The organism is Maricaulis maris MCS10, assembly GCF_000014745.1.
GTDB classification, from domain to species: Bacteria; Pseudomonadota; Alphaproteobacteria; order Caulobacterales; family Maricaulaceae; genus Maricaulis; species Maricaulis maris_A.
In genome coordinates this window covers 1,904,572-1,922,975 of sequence record NC_008347.1, presented here as the reverse complement: position 1 = coordinate 1,922,975, position 18,404 = coordinate 1,904,572, and the positions used below count along the sequence as shown (strand labels likewise).

The following is an 18,404-nucleotide window of genomic DNA, read 5'->3' as shown; positions in this document are numbered from 1 at the left end:
ACTGGATCATGGCTGACACCGCCCCCCAAAAGGATGGATCGACGCAAAGCGGGAAAACCGGCCCCGGCGGTTTGCTGGATTTTGGCGCCCTGCGCCAGGCGAGAGTCCGGACCGAGCCCTATTCCTATTTCGTCGCGGACGGTGCCCTGAGCGGTGATGAGGCGGCGGATGTGCGCCGTGATTATCCGTCCATCGACAAGCCCGGCTACCTGCCGCTTTCCAAGCTGGAAGCTTCCGGCGAGTTCAAGCGCCTGATGGACGATCTCAATTCGGCCGAGCTGGCACAGGTCCTGACCGACAAGTTCGGCGCCGATTTCACCGAGAAACCCCGCATGATCACCGTGCGCAAGGTGTCGCAGCTGTCGGACGGTCCGATCCACAACGACTCCAAGTCGAAAATCCTGACCATGCTGACCTATCTCAATGCCGAGTGGGACGGCACCGGTGCCGGTTGCATCCGGGTGCTCAACGGGCCCAAGGATTTCGAGGACTTTACCGAGGAAGTCCCGCCGCTGGCCGGCTATGTCTTTGCCTTCCTGCGGGCCGACAATTCCTGGCACGGCCATCTGCCCTTCGAGGGCGAGCGCTATGTCGTGCAGACCACCTTCCTGACCTCCCAGCAAGAGCTCGACCGCAAGGAAAACCGCGGTGGGTTGCAGTATTTCCTCAAGAAGCTGAACCCGTTCCAGTAGAGACCAAGGCCGGTCGTCGGTCGCAATCGGGGCGAGCGTCATGACGGTCGATGTCGTTGATTATGATCCAGGCTGGCCGGCACGCTTTACCGACGAGCGGAAACGGTTGCAGCGCGCGCTGGGCGATGCGGCGGCCCGTATCGAACATGTTGGCAGCACCTCGGTGCCGGGCCTGGCCGCCAAACCGGTGATCGACATACTGGTCGGTACGCATGACCTCTCCAGGCTCGATGGCCGGAATGCCGAGATGATCGCTGCCGGTTTTCAGGTTCGAGGTGAGAACGGCATTTGCGGGCGGCGTTACTACCGCCGTCACGCGCCCGACGGGACGCGTCTTGTCCATGTGCATGCCTATCTGGAGGGCAGCGAGGACTTCCGCCGACACCTGGTGTTTCGCGATTATTTGCACGCCCATCCGGTCAGCGCGGCAATCTACGGGCAACACAAGGCTGCAATTGTTGCAGCCGGACCACTTGGCCGGGAAGACTATTCGGCGGCCAAGGCCGGCCTGGTGGCGCAAATCGAGCGTGACGCCCTGGCCTGGGCTGCCGGGCGCCGGAAGGTGCCGTCGTCCTAGATCGCTGCCAGCGCACGCAAGGGCCGGGCGCGAAATTCCAGCCGCCCTTCGTCGAGCCGGTTCCAGATCAGGAAACCGGTGGTGATGACGGCCAGCTCGGCCAGTTCCTGAAAGATGTGGTGGCACATCAGCAAACCGCTCAGCACCAGCAGGGCGCGGAGTGGCAAGAGGGCAGTGTCGCCATTGCGCGCTTCGATCAGCGAGCCGAGACGGGCGCCGGTCACCAGTAGTGCCAGCCCCGCCAGATAGTAGGCGAGCTCCATTGTCCCAGGCGTTATGTAGTTATGCAGGTTGAACTCTTCCTGCAGATTGCTGCTGGCTATCGCTTCCGGCGGCGTGAAGCCGAACCAGTGCTGGCCCCAGCTGATCTCTTCGCCGAATGCCACTACCAGCACAACCGCAACCAGGGTCAGGGCAACCGGGCCGAAGGCGCTGTATTGGCGCCTTTGGCCGATGCGCCCCACCGCCAGGGCGACCGGGAAAAGCATCACGCAGATTGTGAGGTTTTCAACCAATCCACCATCGCCGACCTCGGGCCGGAAGACGCCGTCGAGGCGCTGAACGGCATGATCGAACAGGTTGAGGGGGATCAGCAGGCCCAACGCCAGGATTGCCAGCACGTCAGGGCTGGCACATTGCCGCACGAGGCCGCCGACTCCGCTGGCGGCGACGGTCCGGATGATGACCTTTAGAGCAATCGCGACACCGAGCCCTGCCGCCACCAGAAAGCCCAGCGCCTGGAGTGGCGCGTCGATGCTTCCGTCGGGAGAGAAGAGGGATTCCATGTCAATCTCGCTTTTGCTCAGAAGGCGTGCACGGCCGCCCATTTGTCGAGGCGACGGAAGGCCTTGGCAGGCCAGTTGGAAACCCGGCCAAGCGGCAGGGCCTGGGCAAGCCCGTCAATCATCTGGCCGGTCTGTACCAGTGCATGGGCGATGGAGGGGCGCTCCAGGCGTCCGGTCACCACGCCGAAGCCGGCATTCGACAGGCGGCGTTTGAAGTCATAATCGCCCGGTCCGAGATGGATCTGGTCGACGCCCTGCGTCTCGAGATGACGGGCGATCTCCAGATACAGGGTCAGGCCCGGACCCAGCTTGGAAAATTCCGGCCAATAGACCGGGAACCAGTAGTGCAGCACCCGTTCCGAGCGCATGCCGAAATGGGCGGCGGCGAGGCGGCCATTGATCTCGACCGTGGACAGCATGCCCGACAGCTCGGGCATGTCGCTGTCGAACAGGTCCTCGATGGCCTGCCGGGCCCAACCGGCCGCAAAGACATCAAGGGCCTTGGTCCGGCGGTATTGCTCGCGCTTGGTCTCGATCACCGCGCGGAAGGCGTCCGGCCGACGGTCATCGATGCGGAAGACGACATCATCACCCATCTCGGCGAGCTTGCGTTGACGGGCGCGGATATTGCGCATGGCCTTGGCGTCTTCGCGGGCGCAATCGTCGAGGAAGCTTTCATAGCCGCCAGACAGGTCGGAGACCCAGGAGATCTCCGCCGGTCCGGAACTGGAACGAGCGAAACTGGCCTGGTCGGCAAGGGCGCCATGATAGGCGAACAGGCCGAAACCGGTGCCGGCAAGGGCGGCTTCGACGTCGAGGTCCGGAGTGCTGGTGATCAGCCCGTGATGGTCGCCCAGCGGGCCGCCGATCGGCCGTGCGACACCTGAACGGGACAGGTGCAGCGGCAAAAAGCCGTCAATTGTGCCGTTACGGTGCAGGATGGCGATGCGGGTGTCGCTGCGCCGCCGGGCCATCACTTCGGTGAAGGCCAGGCTGAAATAGGGGGAGGCGAGGGAGGGGGTTTGCGAACGAAAATCGTTCCAGGCCTGGCGTTCCGGGGCGCCAATGCCATCAATCGTCACGATGTCGGTTTGCATGCCATGGCTGCCCATGCGCCAATCCTTGTCCAGGTTCACCGCAAAACCTTGCAATCCCCGCGCCGTCACAGCCGCGATCCGGGTCAAGCTGGCGCACCGGCTTGATTGCACAAGCGTTCGCGGGTCTGCTATCTGGCGCATAACAAGAATCCCGTGGGGAAGGACCTGCCATGAAAGACGTGCTCGAGCAGCTGGAAGCCAAACGCGCAGCGGCCCGTATGGGCGGCGGAGAAGCGCGTATCGCCGCACAGCATGGCAAGGGAAAGCTCTCGGCTCGCGAACGCATCGAACTCCTGCTGGATGACGGCTCGTTTGAAGAGTGGGACATGTTCGTCGAGCATCGCTGCGTCGATTTCGGCATGGCCGAGAAGAAAATCCCCGGCGATGGCGTGGTCACCGGTCACGGCACCATCAATGGCCGCCTGGTCTATCTCTTCTCCAAGGACTTCACCGTCTTCGGCGGCTCCCTGTCCGAGACCCATGCCCAGAAGATCGTCAAGATCCAGAAGGCCGCGATCCAGAATGGCGCGCCGATCATCGGGATTTTCGATGCCGGCGGGGCCCGCATCCAGGAAGGCGTCGCCTCGCTGGGGGGCTATGCTGATATCTTCCTGCAGAACACGCTGGCTTCAGGCGTGGTGCCGCAAATCTCGATGATCATGGGGCCGTGTGCCGGCGGTGATGTCTATTCGCCGGCCATCACCGACTTCATCTTCATGGTGAAGGACACCTCCTACATGTATGTGACCGGCCCGGACGTGGTGAAGACCGTCACCAATGAGACCGTCACCCATGAAGAACTGGGCGGAGCCTCCATCCACGCCAAGAAGTCCGGCGTTGCCGATGGCGCGTTCGAGAATGATATCGAGGCCCTGGTGCAGCTGCGCCGCCTGATCGACTTCCTGCCGCTGTCCAATCGCGAGACCCCGCCCAAGCGTCCCAGCCATGATGTGGCTGACCGTCAGGAGCCCAGCCTCGACACGCTGGTCCCGTCCAATCCGAACAAGCCCTATGACATCAAGGAGCTGATCGAGAAGGTGGCGGATGAGGGTGATTTCTTCGAGATCGCGCCGGACTATGCCGCCAATATCGTCACCGGGTTCGGCCGTCTCGACGGGCAGCCGGTCGGCTTTGTCGCCAACCAGCCGATGTCACTGGCTGGCGTGCTCGACAGCGATGCCAGCCGCAAGGCCGGGCGTTTCGTGCGCTTTTGCGACGCCTTCAACATCCCGATTGTCACCTTCGTCGACGTGCCCGGCTTCCTGCCCGGCACCAAGCAGGAATATGGCGGCCTGATCAAACATGGCGCCAAACTCCTCTTTGCCTATGCCGAGGCGACCGTGCCCAAGCTCACCGTCATCACCCGCAAGGCCTATGGCGGCGCCTATGACGTGATGAGCTCGAAGCATCTGCGCGGCGACGTCAACTACGCCTGGCCGACCGCCGAGATCGCCGTGATGGGCGCCAAGGGCGCCGCCGAGATCATCCACCGCAAGGATGCCGCCGACCCCGACAAAATGGCCGCCCACGCGAAGGAATACGAAGACCGCTTCGCCAACCCCTTCGTCGCCGCCGGCCGCGGCTATATCGACGACGTCATCATGCCCCACAACACCCGCAAACGCCTGATCTCGGCACTAAGAACGCTAAAGAACAAGAAGGCGGAGAACCCGTGGAAAAAGCACGATAATATTCCGCTTTAGGGGTAATCGGCGCCTGGGGCGCCGCCCCTCCGTCTCGCCGCTTTGCGGCGATCCACCTCCCCACGCGGTGGGGAGGAAAAGTTAGACTGTCTTGCTTCCCCACTTGTGGGGAAGTGGGCCGCAGTGCAGCTGCGGGTCGATGGTGTGGCGAAGGCCATATTACCTCAATAATGCCGCCGACACTGCACCACCTCCACCCGCTGCCCATCCCCGGCCCCCACAACCCGATAGACCAGCCTGTGCTTGCTATCGATGCGGCGCGACCACCAGCCTGACAATTCGCCCTTGAGGGGTTCCGGTTTGCCCAGGCCGTCGAACGGGTTGCGGCGGATGTCTTCGATGAGCTGGAGGGCGCGTTTGGCGAGGCGGGTTTCATGGCGGACCAGCCAGGCAAGATCGTCGAGTGCCTGAGGCGTCAGCTCGACATTCATGATGTCCCGTCGGTACCGGTTTCGTCGTCGGCCCAGCCGACGAAGGCGGCCGGATCCTCGGCGAGGCGGCGCAATGTGTCTGGCGTCAGGGAGCGGGTCTCACCGGCCTCGGCGGCGGCGATGCTGTCGCGCAGGCGGCGGGCATTGGCCGGGCTCTCCAGCAGGTAATTAGTTTCCTGCAAGGCTTCCCATTCCGACAGCGCCACCATCACCACCGGCTCACCGCCCTGACGGGTGATGATCGCCGGCGCCTTGTCAGCGGTGACGCGCTCGACCAAGTCTTTCAACGCCGCGCGCGCTTCGGAAATGGAGAGGATGCGGGGAAGTTTGGTCATGGGTTTATTGTACACATATCTGTACATTTATCAAGGTGGCGCCGCGCGCCCACCCAACCATAATTCGCTTGCCGAAAGAAACGGATACGGCCTGCTGGCTGACAAGCGATGTATGGACCGGCCCGCACGCACTCACGCTCACACACCATTTTTCCCGGGCGAAGACCCGGGACCAACCGAACCCGCTTTGAAGCGCTGAGCCGCCTGTTGGTCCCGGATAGCGCTGGCGCGCTTCCGGGAAAAATCTCGTGGAATTGGGTCGAGGCAAGCGCTGTTACGCTGCCCGCACCGCCTTGCCCAGCATCGCCGGATAGCCCTGCGTCACGCAGGCATGGCCGTCATAATAGCCCCGGCTCGCCAGCAGCCTGTGCAGGCGGGGCAGGTTATAGGGCGGGACGGCGGCGAAGATGTGGTGCTCGAGGTGGAAGTTGACATTGTTGGGCGCCACCAGAAGGCGTTCCGGCCAGCTGGCAATTGTGGTGTGGGTGTTGCGGCGCGGCTCGGTGTCGTAGCGATCGGCGGCGACGCCATGCTCGCCGATATTCCGCAGCCGCATGATCGCCGGATAGATGAAGACACGGGCAGCCCACCACAGGGCGATCGCCCAGGGCGCGCCGGCGGCGGTGAGGGTTGTAAGCAGGACCAGCTGGAACACCAGAAAGGGTGTTTTCTGGCGCCAGTCCGGCGTCTTCCAGGCCATGATCAGATCGCGGATGGCGGTCTGTCCGGTCAGGTCGCGGATGAATTTGCGGCGCAGGCTGTCGCGTGTGACCGGATAGGCCTTCACCAGGCCCTGGTCGGGATCCTTGTCGGTACCGGCATGGCGGTGATGGTTGAGATGATAGTCGCGATAGAGCTGCAGCGGCACATCCACCGCCGCGCCGCCGATCCACTGGCCGGTCAATTCATTGAGCCAGGGCGTGCGGAAGAGGGATTTGTGGGCGCAGTCGTGCAGCACGATGGACAGGGCCAGCTGGCGCCCGGCAATCAGCAGGATGGCGGCCAGGAAGGTCAGCGGATTGGGCCAGGCAATGGCGAGCGCGAAGGCGGCGGCCAGCAGGCCGAGATTGCCGGCCAGCATCAACGCGCCCTGCCAGTTCGTGGTGCGCGACAGCTCGCGCAACTCGTCGCGGTTCACGCAATCGGAGAGCTTGCGCGCGGCTTTGCTCTGCGCGGCGCTATCCTGATCGGGTTGGCAGGTGTCGGTCATGTCCGCTCCATCCACAGCCTGATATCCAGTGTCCCGCATTTGGTGCCGGTGGGAAAGGGTGGTCAGTCGGCGGGCCTGCCCGGCCGCGTCGGAATGAAGCCGACGATGAAGGTGACAAGCAGCACACCGCCGAGCGGGTAGAGCGCATGGGCCAGTGCATTGCCCTCGGCCATGCCGACGAGCAGGGCCAGGGAAATCACCAGGCGGCCTCCTCGAACGCGGGCATGGCTCAACGGCTCTCCGCGGGCATCGCAGACACTGGTGGGGCGCGGGCAGAGCAGGGAGCTCAACAGGCCGATCAAGACCAGCCCGCCGATCAGGGCCATCAGGTGCATCGAGGCTGCCTCAGGCCACAACAGGGCCGCAAAATCACCCTCCAGCTCGATCAACTGCCAGACCGTCAGCCCCAGCGCTGCGAGGGCGGCAATGAGGGCCAGGGTGCGCGAGCGGTCCAGATTGACGTCGATGGCGATGGCGATCGCGGCAACCAGGCCCATCAGGGCATAACCGTCGGCAAATACCGAGAAGCCGGCCAGGATCAGCACCATGACCAGATCGCCCGGCTTGGCCGGCTGGCCGACCGTGCGGTTCACCGTTCGCGCCGCCATCAGGACAAAGGCCAGCGTCCATACCGCGACTGGCAGGCCCATGACCAAAGCGTAGATGACCAGCGCGGCCGCCACGAAGGCGGTCAGGTTGCGATCGGGATCAGCCTCGCGGCCCAGCGCCCAGACCAGGAAGGTGACCACCATGGCTTCCAGCCCGGTGATCACGGCATTCACCGCACCGCCACCGGCCGAGAGATAGGCATAGAGGCCGAGGCCCAGTCCGACCAGGGGCAGGGCGATGAGCACGGCACGATTGGTCGGATATTTGGCTTCCAGCGGGCGTGCGATGGAGGACAGGCGGTAAACGGCTTTGCTCATTGATCGATTCCCCTTTGCCATCGACACTAAGCCGAATCGTGCCCGGTGCCAGCTCTGGAGATTGCCGATGACCGCTGCGCTGCTTGTTTCGACCGCCATGGCCGTCTGGACCGTGCTGGTCCACATGGTCGGCCTGGGCTCGCTCCTGGTGCTGGCGCGCGTGCGCTCGACGCGCATCAGCCCGCATGGATCAACCTTGCGGCAGGCCCTGTTCATTCTCTTGATCGTGCTGGGCCTGTTCGTGGTCCACGCTGTGGAGATCTGGAGTTTCGCGATCCTGTACATGGTACTCGACGCCTTTCCCGATTTCGAGACGGCGCTCTATTTTTCCACCTCGACCTTCACCACGCTGGGCTATGGCGAGGTGGTGATGAGCGGCCCCTGGCGGATGGTCTCGGCCATGGAAGGCTTCACCGGCTTCTTGATGATTGGCTGGTCGACCGCCTTCCTGGTGTCGATCGTCGGCAAATTGCGAGCGCTGGAAGCCGATTGGCTGGAGCCACCGCAAACGCGCGACTGAGCCGGGCCGTCGCCACCGCTTGCCGCCCGGCCACAAGCCACGCTAAACCCGTGACAATCGAGCGGTAATCAACCGCTGCCGGATCAAGGGGCCCGCATGTTCAAGAAGATCCTGATCGCCAATCGCGGCGAGATCGCCGTTCGCGTCATCAAGACCTGCAAACGGCTGGGTATTGCCACCGTCGCTGTCTATTCCGAGGCCGATGCCGACAGCCTGGCTGTCGAGATGGCAGACGAAGCCATCTTCATCGGCGCATCGGCACCAGGCGAAAGCTATCTTGTGCTCGACAAGATCCTTGATGCGGTCAAGCAGACCGGCGCCGATGCGGTCCATCCGGGCTTCGGCTTCCTGTCGGAGAATCCGGCCCTGCCCAAGGCGCTGGAAAAGGCTGGCATCGGCTGGATCGGTCCGAATATTCACGCCATCGACGCGATGGGTGACAAGATCCGCTCCAAGCAATTGGCGGCCAAGGCCGGCGTGTCGACCATTCCCGGCGCTGACGGCGAGATCGCCGATGCCGAGACCGCGCTCGCGGCCGCCAAGGCGATCGGCTATCCGGTCATGCTCAAGGCCTCGGCCGGCGGTGGCGGCAAGGGCATGCGGATCGCCCGCAGCGATAGCGAGGTCAAGGAAGGCTTCAAGGCGGCCCGCAACGAGGCCAAGTCCTCCTTTGGTGACGACCGCATCCTGATCGAGAAATTCATCGAGGAGCCGCGCCATATCGAGATCCAGGTGATGGGCGACAAGCACGGCCATGTCATCCATCTCAATGAACGCGAATGCTCGATCCAGCGCCGCAACCAGAAAGTCCTGGAAGAAGCGCCGTCTCCCTTCCTCGACAAGAAGACCCGCGAGGCCATGGGCGCCCAGGCCGTCTCGCTGGCCGCTGCGGTTGATTATGACAGCGCCGGCACGGTTGAATTCATCGTCGACAAGGACAAGAAATTCTACTTCCTCGAGATGAATACCCGCTTGCAGGTGGAGCATCCCGTCACCGAGCTGACGACCGATGTCGACCTGGTCGAGCTGATGATCCGTTCCGCCTTTGGTGAGGAGCTCGGCCTGGCCCAGCGCGATGTGCCGATCAAGGGCTGGGCTGTCGAGGCCCGCCTCTACGCCGAAGACCCCTATCGCGGTTTCCTGCCGTCGATCGGCCGCCTGAAGCGCTTTCAGGAACCGGCCGAGGGCAAGCTGGGTGAGGGGACGCTGCGCATCGATGCCGGTGTGCGCGAGGGCGACGAAATCTCGCTCTTCTATGATCCGATGATCGCCAAGGTGATCGGCTATGGCAAAACCCGCGAGATCGCGATCGACACGCTGTCCGCGGCGCTGGACCGCCTCCATGTCGAAGGCCTGCAATCCAATGCGCCCTTCCTGTCGGCCGTCCTCGACGAGGCCGACTTCCGCGCCGGTCGCATCCATACCGGTTATATCGGCGAACATTATCCGGACGGCTTTCACGGGACCGCGCCGCGCGAGGAGCAATTGGTTGCCATGACCTGCGCCGCGGCCTTCGTCCACGAAACCTTCGTGCGCCGCGCCAGTCAGATCGAGGGGCGGCTGCGCCCGGCAGACGAGCCCACCGTGCGCGAATGGGTGGTCCTGCTCGACAAGCGCCGCATCCCAGTCGAAATCGAAATGACCGGCAATGGCCAGGCGACGATCTGGGCCCCGTCGCTGGCGTCCGAGCGGCTCCAGGTCGAAACAGCCTGGCGTGCCGGCCAGCACCTGTTCGAGGCCCGCATCAATGGCGAGACCATTGCTCTGGAGTTTGCCGACCGGACTGAAGGCTACCAGATGCGTCACCGCGGCTTCTCCGCCGTCGCGCTGGTTTGCACGGCCCGCGCCGCCGAACTGCATGCGCTGCTGCCGGAAAAGGAAAAGCCGGACATGGCCAAGCTGGTCGTCTCGCCGATGCCGGGCCTCGTTGTCTCGCTCGAGGTTGAAGAGGGGCAGGCCGTCAAGACCGGGGAGCCACTCGTCATCGTCGAGGCCATGAAGATGGAAAATGTCCTGCGGGCCGAAACCGATGGCACGATCAAGGCGGTCAAGGTCGAGGCCGGCGCTTCGGTCGCGGCGGATGAATTGCTGGTCGAATTCGAGTGACGACCGACTGAAAGATGCCGGGTCCCGCGACACCGTGCCCGGACAGGCTGCGATTCCCGCCAGAGGCGAAAGAGTCGTGGCCAATTCGCTGAATTCGCGTAGTCTCGTCCTGTCACAAACCGGGGAGGGTCCAACTCATGTCAGTTGACGCATTCATTCTCAAACCTGCTGACGCCACGCGCATCCTGTTCGGCGCCACCGGCAAATTGTCGCCGATGGAGTTCGCGCAGGGCATCATCGCCATCATCGTCGTCAATCTGGTCCTGCAAATCCTGTCGCTCATGCCAGGCTTGGGCGGATTGTTCAGCCTGCTCGGCATCCTTGTTGTCCTGGCCTCGATTTTCGCCTGGGTCTGCGTCTATTCGAAACGCTTTCATGATGCCGGGAGATCCGGGTGGCTGACCCTGGCCGCCATTCTCGCGGTGGTCGTGGTCTCTGTGGTCGTCAACCTGGTGCTGGGACCGGTTCTGGGGGCCAGCCTGACGTCGACCGCTGGCGGCATGCCGGTGGCAACGCCCGCCACAGTGCTGACGTCGAGCCTGACGACGATCATTGCCAATGGGGTGGTCGGTTATTTCGTCTACAAGATGTAGCGCGGCACCCAACTGACCCGGCGCGCGCCTGCCGGTTCGAATCCTGCTTGAATGTGACCGGTTCCCGGGTAGATACGGGGCCGGTCATGTTTTTGACTGCGCCGCTTTGCCCGCTCTTCGTTCCATTGCCGACAGGACAGCTGCCATGAACCCGATTGCCCTTATCCTGCCCAATCACCGCGCCTCGGTTTCGGCCTTTGTGTTGGGGCTTGTCATCCTGATGTCCCTGGACGCCTTGCGGCTGGCTTTCGGGTCAGCTCCGGTTCCGGGCTTTGTACCGCTGTTGGCGATCTGGTTCGTTTGCTACTCGTTGTTCGCCAATCGGCGGCGGCATGCTGGCCGGGATGTTGGGCTGGCCTTCCTGCCGCCTGTTCTGGCCATTCTGGCCAAGGGGGTTGGCGCCGCAGTGGGGTTCGGCATGCAGATTTTCGATGCCATGTTGGAATTCGCGGCAGACCAGGGCGTTGATACATCGGATCAGATCGCGTTCAACGAAGCCTTGGCTGATCCGGGTTTCCAGCCGGCCTTCCAGTCCTGGCTTGAAGCGGACCAGGAACGCCTTATGGCGATGATGCAGGCCGGGGCCTGGCCATCCTTTATCGGTTTCTGGCTGGTGTTGGGCGTGTTCGCCATCTGGTTCGCGACCCTGCAGCGCAACGGGTCCGCTGCCGCTCAGTCCTGAGCAGCATAGGGGCTCAATCCGGCACAAGTTCCGGCGCATCAGCGCGTCTGACCGGGCCGAAAGCCTCTGTCCAGGCCAGATGTAGCGCCGTGTCAAAATCGGCCATGTCGACGGTGTGGCCAAGGTCGGCCAGTGACGTTACGCCAAAACGCGGATCCGATATGCCGCACGGGGTGATGCCGCCAAAATGGCTCAGATCCGGATCGACATTGAAGGCGATGCCGTGAAAGGACACCCAGCGGCGCAGGCGCACACCGATCGCCGCAATCTTGTCCTCGCGCCCGCCTGACCGGTCGACCCAGACCCCGACCCGGCCATCGCGAATGCCGGCTTTGATACCGAATTGGGCCGCCGCGCCGATCAGCCAGTTTTCCAGCGACTGGATGAATTTGCGCACATCGCGACCACGTCGGGTCAGGTCGAGCATGACATAGGCCACACGCTGGCCCGGCCCGTGATAGGTGTATTCGCCGCCGCGCCCGGTCTCGTAGACCGGAAAGCGGTCCGGGGACAGGAGGTCGCCGGCCTTGGCGCTGGTCCCGGCAGTATAAAGTGGCGGATGCTCGAGCAGCCAGACCAGCTCGTTCGCTTCACCCGCTGCAATGGCTGCAGCCCGCGCTTCCATGAAGGCGAGGGCGGGCTGATAAGGCGTCAGACCGGGAGAAACAGCCCATTCGACGTTTGGTAATGTCATATCGTGAGGTCTTAACGCTGCGGAAACCGTATTGGCCAAACATCAGGCCCGCGATGATGATCCGCAAGTCCTGGAGTGCGACGTGAGTCAGATCAGTTCGGTGGAAGTGGAAATTTCAGTCCTGTTGGGCCGGTCGAAGATGCCGATCCAGCAATTCCTCCGCATGGGACGCGGAGCTGTGATCCCGCTTGATTCGGGTGAGGACGACCAGGTGTGGATCCTGGCCAACAACCATCCCATCGCCCGTGGCGACGTCGTCATCCAGGGAGATCGCATTGCCGTGTCCATTACAGGACCGGCCGATGCCAATGAATTCTTCGCAGCTGCATAAACCGTTGCAATACCCTCTTCACAAGGTGCGGGGATGTTGCTATCTCCCGCGCCTCCATGACGTGCGGTCGTGGCGGAATTGGTAGACGCGCAGCGTTGAGGTCGCTGTGGGGTAAAACCCGTGGAAGTTCGAGTCTTCTCGACCGCACCATGTCTCTCCTGGCGAGAGATCCTGTTTTGCGAACATTGTTGGCCTAATGGCCCTGCTCCGGCGCGGTCGGGGGCAGGACGGTGAGCCTGTAGGCTGCCGAAACGCAGGCAATGCTGGCCAGTGAGTAGGCGACCAGCAACAGGTTGAGCGGCAATTCCTCCATCACCAGCCTGAGCCAGAACAGCGGCGTGCCGATATCGTCGGGCAGGTCCCCCGGTGCTGCGGGCAGGGTCGTCGCGATCGACATCACCAGCGCGTCCGACCAGATTGCCAGCGGAATAATGAGCGCGATGGAGGCAAGGGCGACGAGCCACAGGCTGGCGCTGAGCCCCAGGGCGACCGGCGCCGAGCGACCAAGTGCCGTGCCAAACCAGTCGCGACCTCCCAGCACGCTGGAGGGATAGATGAAGGTCAGGCGTGCAAACAGCGTGCTCAGCCAGATCGCGGCGACACCGGCGCCGACACCGGTCACCAGGCGCGGCGCGTCCCCGTCCAGCCCGGCCATTGCAGCCAGAGCCACCAGCAGGGCCGCGAGCACGAAGACCAGGCCGGCTGTCACAAGCACAATCGCTCCGAGCGCGAGGGACCTGAGCAGGATGCGCCAATAGCCGGTCTGGGGCACCTCGATGCCGGCGGCCGACGCCTGGCGCTCCAGCATTGTCTTGTGACCGAGAAAGACCAGCGCCGCTGCCATGGCCGTTTCGAACAGGGTGGTTGTGCGTCCGATCAGGAGGGAAAACAGGGTGACGGTCGTGTAAGCGAGACTGACGCCGATCCACAGAAGGATCAGGGTGCCGGCGCGTCCAGCCAGTGTCGACAGGGCCTCGCCCAGAACCCGTGCCGCCGTGACGCGCTCGGCCCCGCCGATGCGGAAAAACCCGAGCACAAAAAGGACCAGCAGCGACAGTCCGCCGCCAATCGCAAGGCCAACCAGGACCGGCAGGTTTTGCTCGCCTGTTATGCTGAACACATCATTGCCCCCATTTCTCCCGATAAACGTCTTAAAGCGTCGCTATTTCAGGTCAATGCGATTGAGGTTGGCAGGCTGGGCAGCTAAGACATCTGCATCAGTCGTGTCCTCATTTCAAACCCGCACTGATCCCAACCATTTCCCTGCCAGGAGGCCAGCATGGGCGAAGCTGCTTTTGATGACGATGTCCTGATCGATTCGCCTGCACGCGCGGATACCGACCCGGAATTCGTCGCCAATCTGCGGCAAGCCATCGCTGACGCCGATGGCGACCTGGTGCGCCGCATGCTGGTGCCGCTGCACGAGGCTGACATTGCCGACGTGCTCGAACAGCTCTCAGCCAGTCAGCAGGGGGCGTTGGCCGAGCTGGCGCCAGACATCATCACCGGCGAAGTGCTGGCCGAACTCGAACCGGATTCGCGCGAAGTCGTGATGGAATACCTGGACACCGCGCATCTGGCCGCGGCGATCCAGGAACTCGATTCCGATGACGCTACCGAAGTCGTCGAGGAGATGGATGACGCGACTCGCGCCGCCGTTCTCGCCGAATTCTCCGATGTCGACCGTGAAGCGGTCGAGCAGAGCCTGTCCTTCGAGGATGAGACGGCCGGTCGTCTCATGCAGCGCGAATTCGTCGCCGCGCCGGAATTCTGGACCGTCGGGCATGCGCTGGATCACATGCGCGATGCAGCCGACGGCCTGCCTGACAAATTCCACGACCTGTTCGTAATCGACACGGGTTTCCGCCCGGTCGGTGAAATCCCGGTTTGCCGGCTGCTGAGCGCGCGGCGGGACGTGGCGCTGAGCGATCTGATGGAGGCGCCGCGTATTCTGGTCGCGCCGGAGACCGACCAGGAAGAGGTCGCCTACCTGTTCCAGAAATACCACCTCGTGTCCGCTCCGGTGGTCGATGATGCCGGGCGCCTGACGGGTATGCTGACCCTGGACGACATCGTCCACGTCATCCAGGACGAGAACAAGGAAGACCTTCTCGCCCTGGCCGGCGTCAATGAGGCTGGCCTAGCCGACACCGTCTATCGCTCGGTGCGCTCGCGTGCGCCTTGGCTATTGGTCAATCTTGCAACGGCCGTTCTGGCTTCGGGCGTGATTGCCCTGTTCGAGGGGGCCATCTCGCAGATTGTTGCGCTCGCCGTTCTGATGCCGATTGTCGCCTCGATGGGCGGCAATGCCGGGACCCAATCGCTTGCCGTTGCCGTGCGCTCGATCGCCGAGCGTGACCTGACCGCGGCGAATGCGGTCCGGGTGGTCTGGCGCGAGCTTGCGACCGGTCTTGTGAACGGGGTGATCTTTGCAATCGTGATGGGCCTTGTGACCGTGTTGTGGTTCCAGGACTGGAGTCTGGCGGCTGTGATCGCGATCGCCATGGTGCTCAACCTGGCTTGCGCCGGCTTGTCCGGGATTCTGATCCCGCTGGCGATGGTTCGCTCGGGTGCTGACCCGGCGGTGGCATCGTCCGTTTTTGTGACCACAGTGACCGATGTGGTCGGCTTCCTCGCATTTCTGGGGCTGGCGACAATCGTCTTGTTGTGATGATATCGCGGACCGGATTGGCAAGGCCGGGTAATCAAGTGGTGAGAGCGTGCGTTTATCTGTCTTTATCGTGAGCCTGGTGGCAATGCTCGGCAGTCCGGCGGCCGGTCAGGGTGCATGGGAGAGCGCGGCCCGTCTGGACGCCTCCCGCGCCGGTCTGTCGGTTGTGGTCTATGACGGCCGGATTTATGCCGCCGGCGGTTCGGGGCTGACCGATCCGCGCGATGAATTCGAGAGCTATGACCGGGAGCTGGATCGCTGGTTTCCGGAAACACCCTTGCCGCGCGGCCTCGAGCGCTTCGGCATGGCGATGATCAATGACCGCATTTATGTCGCTGGCGGCTATGCCCGGGGTGAAGACGGTGTCGCGCCCAGCGCCGGCGTCTGGTCGTGGTCCTTTGCCGGCAATATCTGGCAAAGTGAAGCCGCCATGCCGGCTGCCAAGGCCGACATGGCCTTGCTGACTGTCGGCACCTCACTCTACGCCTTTGGCGGCCTGACCGATGATGGCAGCGCTTTCGTCTTCGATCCCGAGGAGCGGAGTTGGGAGACCTTGGATGTGCCGGGCGGTGTTACCCGGCGTGGCATGTCTGCCGCCGTCGTGAACGGCCTTATTTACCTGGCCGGCGGACGCCTTGAGAGCGAAACGTCCGCGCGGCTCGATATCTTTGATCCGGTCAGCGGTGCTTGGTCGCGCGGTCCGGACATGCCGGCGCCCCGCTCTGGTGCAGCAGTCGCTGTTCTGGACGGACGTATCCACCTGCTTGGCGGCCGGGGGGCGGACGGCCGGGAGACCCTGCAGACCCATATGTCCTGGCGGCCCGGTGACGACGCCTGGCGTGACGAGACCGCGCTGCCGGCGCCTCGCACCGGCGGCGGGGCTGCGGTCCTGGACGGCGAGATCTACCTGATTGGCGGCGGAGCCGGTGGCGGTTTTCTCGCCCCGTTCACTGCGCTGGATACTACCGATGTCTTTGATCCGGAGCAGGGCTAGGGCCGCGGCGTCAGGCTTGCAGGGGTGGCCGGTATATCTGGCGCGCCGTCCTAAAACGGAACACGCATGAAACCGCGATTGAAAACTTCTCCGGCTGCCCGCGAACTCATCAAGCGGTTTGAGCCATTTCGACCTCAGGCCGTAAAGGGCGATGATGGCCGTTGGGTGGTGGGCTATGGCCACCGCGCCGCAGCCAAGCCCGGCGTGCGCGTCAATGAAGATGAAGCGGCATTGCTGCTGATCTATGACGTCATGCGCGCAGAAGAAGTGGTGGACGACAGCATTACCGGCCCGCTGTCGCGCGGTCAGCGTGATGCCCTGACATCCTTTGTCCATGATGTGGGCGTTGACAGTTTTCGCGGCTCTGAAGTGGCCCGCTACCTGTTCGAGGGACGGGCCCGCGCGGCTGGTGAGGCCCTGGCGGCTTTCGGCGACGGTGTTTCGTCGCGCCGTGAAGCCGAGAGCCGGCTCTTTCTGGACGCTCTGCTGCCGGCCCAGCCCGGCAAGGCACGCAAGTCCGAGCCGGTAGAACTTGTCATCAAGATCGAGCACCCGAGCGAGGAAAGGGTCCTGGAAGGGGCCATTGCGGGCGAGAACGCGTCGCCGCCACCAGCCGGAGCTGACCTGCCGCCGCCACCGCCACCCTTCGACGCCGGCCTGGCCCGGCGCCGGGAGGCGGAAGACGAGATCGCCCGCATCCTGGCGACGGTGGAAGCCTTGCCGCCGGAAGTCCGCCGCGAGTTGGGCGAGACCGAAATGGCACCGGTCGCCGACGCGGTCTCCGAAATGCGGGACGACCCGATCGAGGCGAGCTATCACGCGGTGGACGATGCCGCGGACGTTGACGATGCGAATGATGCTGCACCCGAACTCGTCGACGAGGCGGCGCAGGATGCGCCTTCCGATGCCGCGGACGACGCGCAAGCCGAGATCAAGTCCGCGGACGAAACGGATCCCGAGGCTGCGGCCGACCGGGTGATCGCCCGCATGGCCGAGGATATCGCCGACGTTGGTGGCGAGGACGGGGCGGTTGTCGCGGAAGAGGCACCGACGGAGAACGCGCGGGAGTCGCACGGGACCGCAAGCGATACGCCTGCGACTGCGCCCCTGGCGGCATTTGACCTGCCGGAGAGCATGGGGTTGGGCTTTGTGCTCACAGACAACCAGCCGGTTCAGTCCTCCGAAGCTGAGCAACAGGCAGAACCCGTTGACCAAGCAGTGGCGCCGGCCATTGCCGAGAATTCGCAGGCGGCCAAGGCCGTGCCCGAACACTACGCCCTGGACCTGCCTGCCGGCATGGGGCTGGGATATGCCCTGACCAGTGTGATGCAGGGCAGCTTTCAGATCGATCCTGCCGAAATCGCACCCGAACAGACGGTTGCGGTTGATGACGGTTCAGGCGAGGCCGAGCCCGACGAAACCGCCGAGCCCGACGAAATAGACGATGTGACCGACATGGAGGTCCAGCCGGCCTTGGACGCAGAGGCCGAGGTCGTCGAGCGCGCAATCACCGTGACCGGTGACGACACCCCGCCGCCGCATCCGGCAGAAACACCGGCGGAAGCCGAGGGGGCGGTTGGTGATGTCGAAGGCGAGCCAGTCGCTGGCGAAGACACCGGTTATGTGTCGGCAGATGATGATCTGGGCGATGACCCGATGATGGCCGAACAGGATCCCATGGCTGACGCAGCCGACGATTTCACACCGCGCGATCTGGCTGCCGACATGCATGCAGCCGAGCCGAAACCCGGCCCTCGATCCGATGATGGCATGTGGACTTTCCTCGCCGTGCTGATCGCCGGAGGCCTGTTGGCCGGTATCGGCTCAGTGCTGGCCGCGTCGGAATGGGACTACATCATGGCGCAGCGTGAAATGACGCTGAACTTCGGCATGGCGCTCGCCGGATTTTTCCTCGTCATCGTTGCCGGATGGCAACTCGCGTCCATTTGGCTGTCCAAGTTGAAACAAAAGGGTTCTGACTAACCCTTTTCACGCCAATATGTTCCACGGCCCGCACCGGTCTGACTTGACCCGGTCGCGGGCCGTGTTACATCGCG

19 protein-coding genes and 1 tRNA gene are annotated in these 18,404 nt (G+C 63.6%); 12 read left to right on the top strand and 8 right to left on the bottom strand.

Features of this window, described 5'->3' with window-relative positions:
* Window positions 1-8 precede the first annotated feature (8 nt).
* A complete protein-coding gene (locus tag MMAR10_RS09110; RefSeq protein WP_011643696.1) occupies window positions 9-692 on the top strand; it encodes a 2OG-Fe(II) oxygenase family protein in 684 nt (227 codons plus the stop codon).
* 40 nt (window positions 693-732) lie between these two features.
* Window positions 733-1,269 carry a GrpB family protein gene (locus MMAR10_RS09105; protein ID WP_011643695.1) on the top strand — a complete coding sequence of 179 codons (537 nt, stop codon included), beginning with the start codon at window positions 733-735 and terminating at the stop codon, window positions 1,267-1,269.
* Here the strand turns inward: MMAR10_RS09105 and MMAR10_RS09100 are convergent.
* Together MMAR10_RS09100 and MMAR10_RS09095 are read right to left on the bottom strand one after the other, a co-directional pair.
* Window positions 1,266-2,054, bottom strand: coding sequence for a hypothetical protein (locus MMAR10_RS09100; protein WP_011643694.1), 789 nt, complete (start codon window positions 2,052-2,054; stop codon window positions 1,266-1,268). The two genes, MMAR10_RS09105 and MMAR10_RS09100, sit on opposite strands and share 4 nt — an antisense overlap.
* A 17-nt stretch (window positions 2,055-2,071) precedes the next feature.
* Window positions 2,072-3,151 carry a GNAT family N-acetyltransferase gene (locus MMAR10_RS09095; RefSeq protein WP_011643693.1) on the bottom strand — a complete coding sequence of 360 codons (1,080 nt, stop codon included), beginning with the start codon at window positions 3,149-3,151 and terminating at the stop codon, window positions 2,072-2,074.
* Between the two features lie 170 nt (window positions 3,152-3,321).
* On the opposite strand from MMAR10_RS09095, the gene MMAR10_RS09090 reads away from it, so the two are divergent.
* Complete coding sequence (locus tag MMAR10_RS09090) at window positions 3,322-4,854, top strand: acyl-CoA carboxylase subunit beta (protein ID WP_011643692.1); 1,533 nt, start codon at window positions 3,322-3,324, stop codon at window positions 4,852-4,854.
* Window positions 4,855-5,018: 164 nt separating this feature from the next.
* Here the strand turns inward: MMAR10_RS09090 and MMAR10_RS09085 are convergent, their stop codons facing one another.
* The 4 genes from MMAR10_RS09085 to MMAR10_RS09070 all read right to left on the bottom strand — a co-directional run bounded on the left by MMAR10_RS09085 (window position 5,019) and on the right by MMAR10_RS09070 (window position 7,756).
* Window positions 5,019-5,285 (bottom strand): Txe/YoeB family addiction module toxin, encoded by a 267-nt coding sequence (locus MMAR10_RS09085; protein ID WP_011643691.1) that lies wholly within the window; start codon window positions 5,283-5,285, stop codon window positions 5,019-5,021.
* Complete coding sequence (locus MMAR10_RS09080; protein ID WP_083759540.1) at window positions 5,282-5,620, bottom strand: type II toxin-antitoxin system Phd/YefM family antitoxin; 339 nt, start codon at window positions 5,618-5,620, stop codon at window positions 5,282-5,284. Before MMAR10_RS09080 ends, MMAR10_RS09085 begins: the two co-directional genes overlap by 4 nt.
* A 274-nt stretch (window positions 5,621-5,894) precedes the next feature.
* Window positions 5,895-6,830 (bottom strand): fatty acid desaturase family protein, encoded by a 936-nt coding sequence (locus MMAR10_RS09075; RefSeq protein WP_011643689.1) that lies wholly within the window; start codon window positions 6,828-6,830, stop codon window positions 5,895-5,897.
* Between the two features lie 62 nt (window positions 6,831-6,892).
* The gene (locus tag MMAR10_RS09070) at window positions 6,893-7,756 is read right to left on the bottom strand and encodes a hypothetical protein (RefSeq protein WP_011643688.1); all 864 of its coding nucleotides are present in this window, start codon (window positions 7,754-7,756) and stop codon (window positions 6,893-6,895) included.
* Window positions 7,757-7,823: 67 nt separating this feature from the next.
* On the opposite strand from MMAR10_RS09070, the gene MMAR10_RS09065 reads away from it, so the two are divergent.
* The 4 genes from MMAR10_RS09065 (at window position 7,824) to MMAR10_RS09050 (ending at window position 11,657) form a co-directional block, all read left to right on the top strand.
* Window positions 7,824-8,276 carry a potassium channel family protein gene (locus MMAR10_RS09065; protein ID WP_011643687.1) on the top strand — a complete coding sequence of 151 codons (453 nt, stop codon included), beginning with the start codon at window positions 7,824-7,826 and terminating at the stop codon, window positions 8,274-8,276.
* 96 nt (window positions 8,277-8,372) lie between these two features.
* Window positions 8,373-10,382 (top strand): acetyl-CoA carboxylase biotin carboxylase subunit, encoded by a 2,010-nt coding sequence (locus MMAR10_RS09060; RefSeq protein WP_011643686.1) that lies wholly within the window; start codon window positions 8,373-8,375, stop codon window positions 10,380-10,382.
* 137 nt (window positions 10,383-10,519) lie between these two features.
* On the top strand, window positions 10,520-10,975 hold the full coding sequence (locus tag MMAR10_RS16195) for a DUF805 domain-containing protein (protein ID WP_011643685.1): 456 nt from the start codon (window positions 10,520-10,522) through the stop codon (window positions 10,973-10,975).
* Window positions 10,976-11,120: 145 nt separating this feature from the next.
* Window positions 11,121-11,657, top strand: coding sequence for a hypothetical protein (locus MMAR10_RS09050; protein ID WP_011643684.1), 537 nt, complete (start codon window positions 11,121-11,123; stop codon window positions 11,655-11,657).
* A gap of 13 nt (window positions 11,658-11,670) precedes the next feature.
* On the opposite strand, the gene lipB is transcribed toward MMAR10_RS09050, so the two are convergent.
* Window positions 11,671-12,351, bottom strand: coding sequence for a lipoyl(octanoyl) transferase LipB (gene lipB, locus MMAR10_RS09045; RefSeq protein ID WP_011643683.1), 681 nt, complete (start codon window positions 12,349-12,351; stop codon window positions 11,671-11,673).
* A gap of 82 nt (window positions 12,352-12,433) precedes the next feature.
* Here lipB and MMAR10_RS09040 point away from each other — a divergent pair, with 82 nt between their 5' ends.
* Window positions 12,434-12,682 (top strand): FliM/FliN family flagellar motor switch protein, encoded by a 249-nt coding sequence (locus MMAR10_RS09040; RefSeq protein WP_041637474.1) that lies wholly within the window; start codon window positions 12,434-12,436, stop codon window positions 12,680-12,682.
* A gap of 63 nt (window positions 12,683-12,745) precedes the next feature.
* Window positions 12,746-12,832 (top strand) — tRNA-Leu (locus MMAR10_RS09035).
* 43 nt (window positions 12,833-12,875) lie between these two features.
* On the opposite strand, the gene MMAR10_RS09030 is transcribed toward MMAR10_RS09035, so the two are convergent.
* Window positions 12,876-13,802 carry a hypothetical protein gene (locus MMAR10_RS09030; RefSeq protein WP_011643681.1) on the bottom strand — a complete coding sequence of 309 codons (927 nt, stop codon included), beginning with the start codon at window positions 13,800-13,802 and terminating at the stop codon, window positions 12,876-12,878.
* Between the two features lie 159 nt (window positions 13,803-13,961).
* Here MMAR10_RS09030 and mgtE point away from each other — a divergent pair, with 159 nt between their 5' ends.
* The 3 genes from mgtE to MMAR10_RS16190 all read left to right on the top strand — a co-directional run bounded on the left by mgtE (window position 13,962) and on the right by MMAR10_RS16190 (window position 18,330).
* The gene (mgtE, locus tag MMAR10_RS09025) at window positions 13,962-15,353 is read left to right on the top strand and encodes a magnesium transporter (RefSeq protein ID WP_011643680.1); all 1,392 of its coding nucleotides are present in this window, start codon (window positions 13,962-13,964) and stop codon (window positions 15,351-15,353) included.
* A 49-nt stretch (window positions 15,354-15,402) separates the two neighbouring features.
* Window positions 15,403-16,347, top strand: coding sequence for a Kelch repeat-containing protein (locus MMAR10_RS09020; protein ID WP_011643679.1), 945 nt, complete (start codon window positions 15,403-15,405; stop codon window positions 16,345-16,347).
* Window positions 16,348-16,413: 66 nt separating this feature from the next.
* Window positions 16,414-18,330, top strand: coding sequence for a lysozyme (locus tag MMAR10_RS16190; protein WP_011643678.1), 1,917 nt, complete (start codon window positions 16,414-16,416; stop codon window positions 18,328-18,330).
* Window positions 18,331-18,404 lie beyond the last annotated feature (74 nt).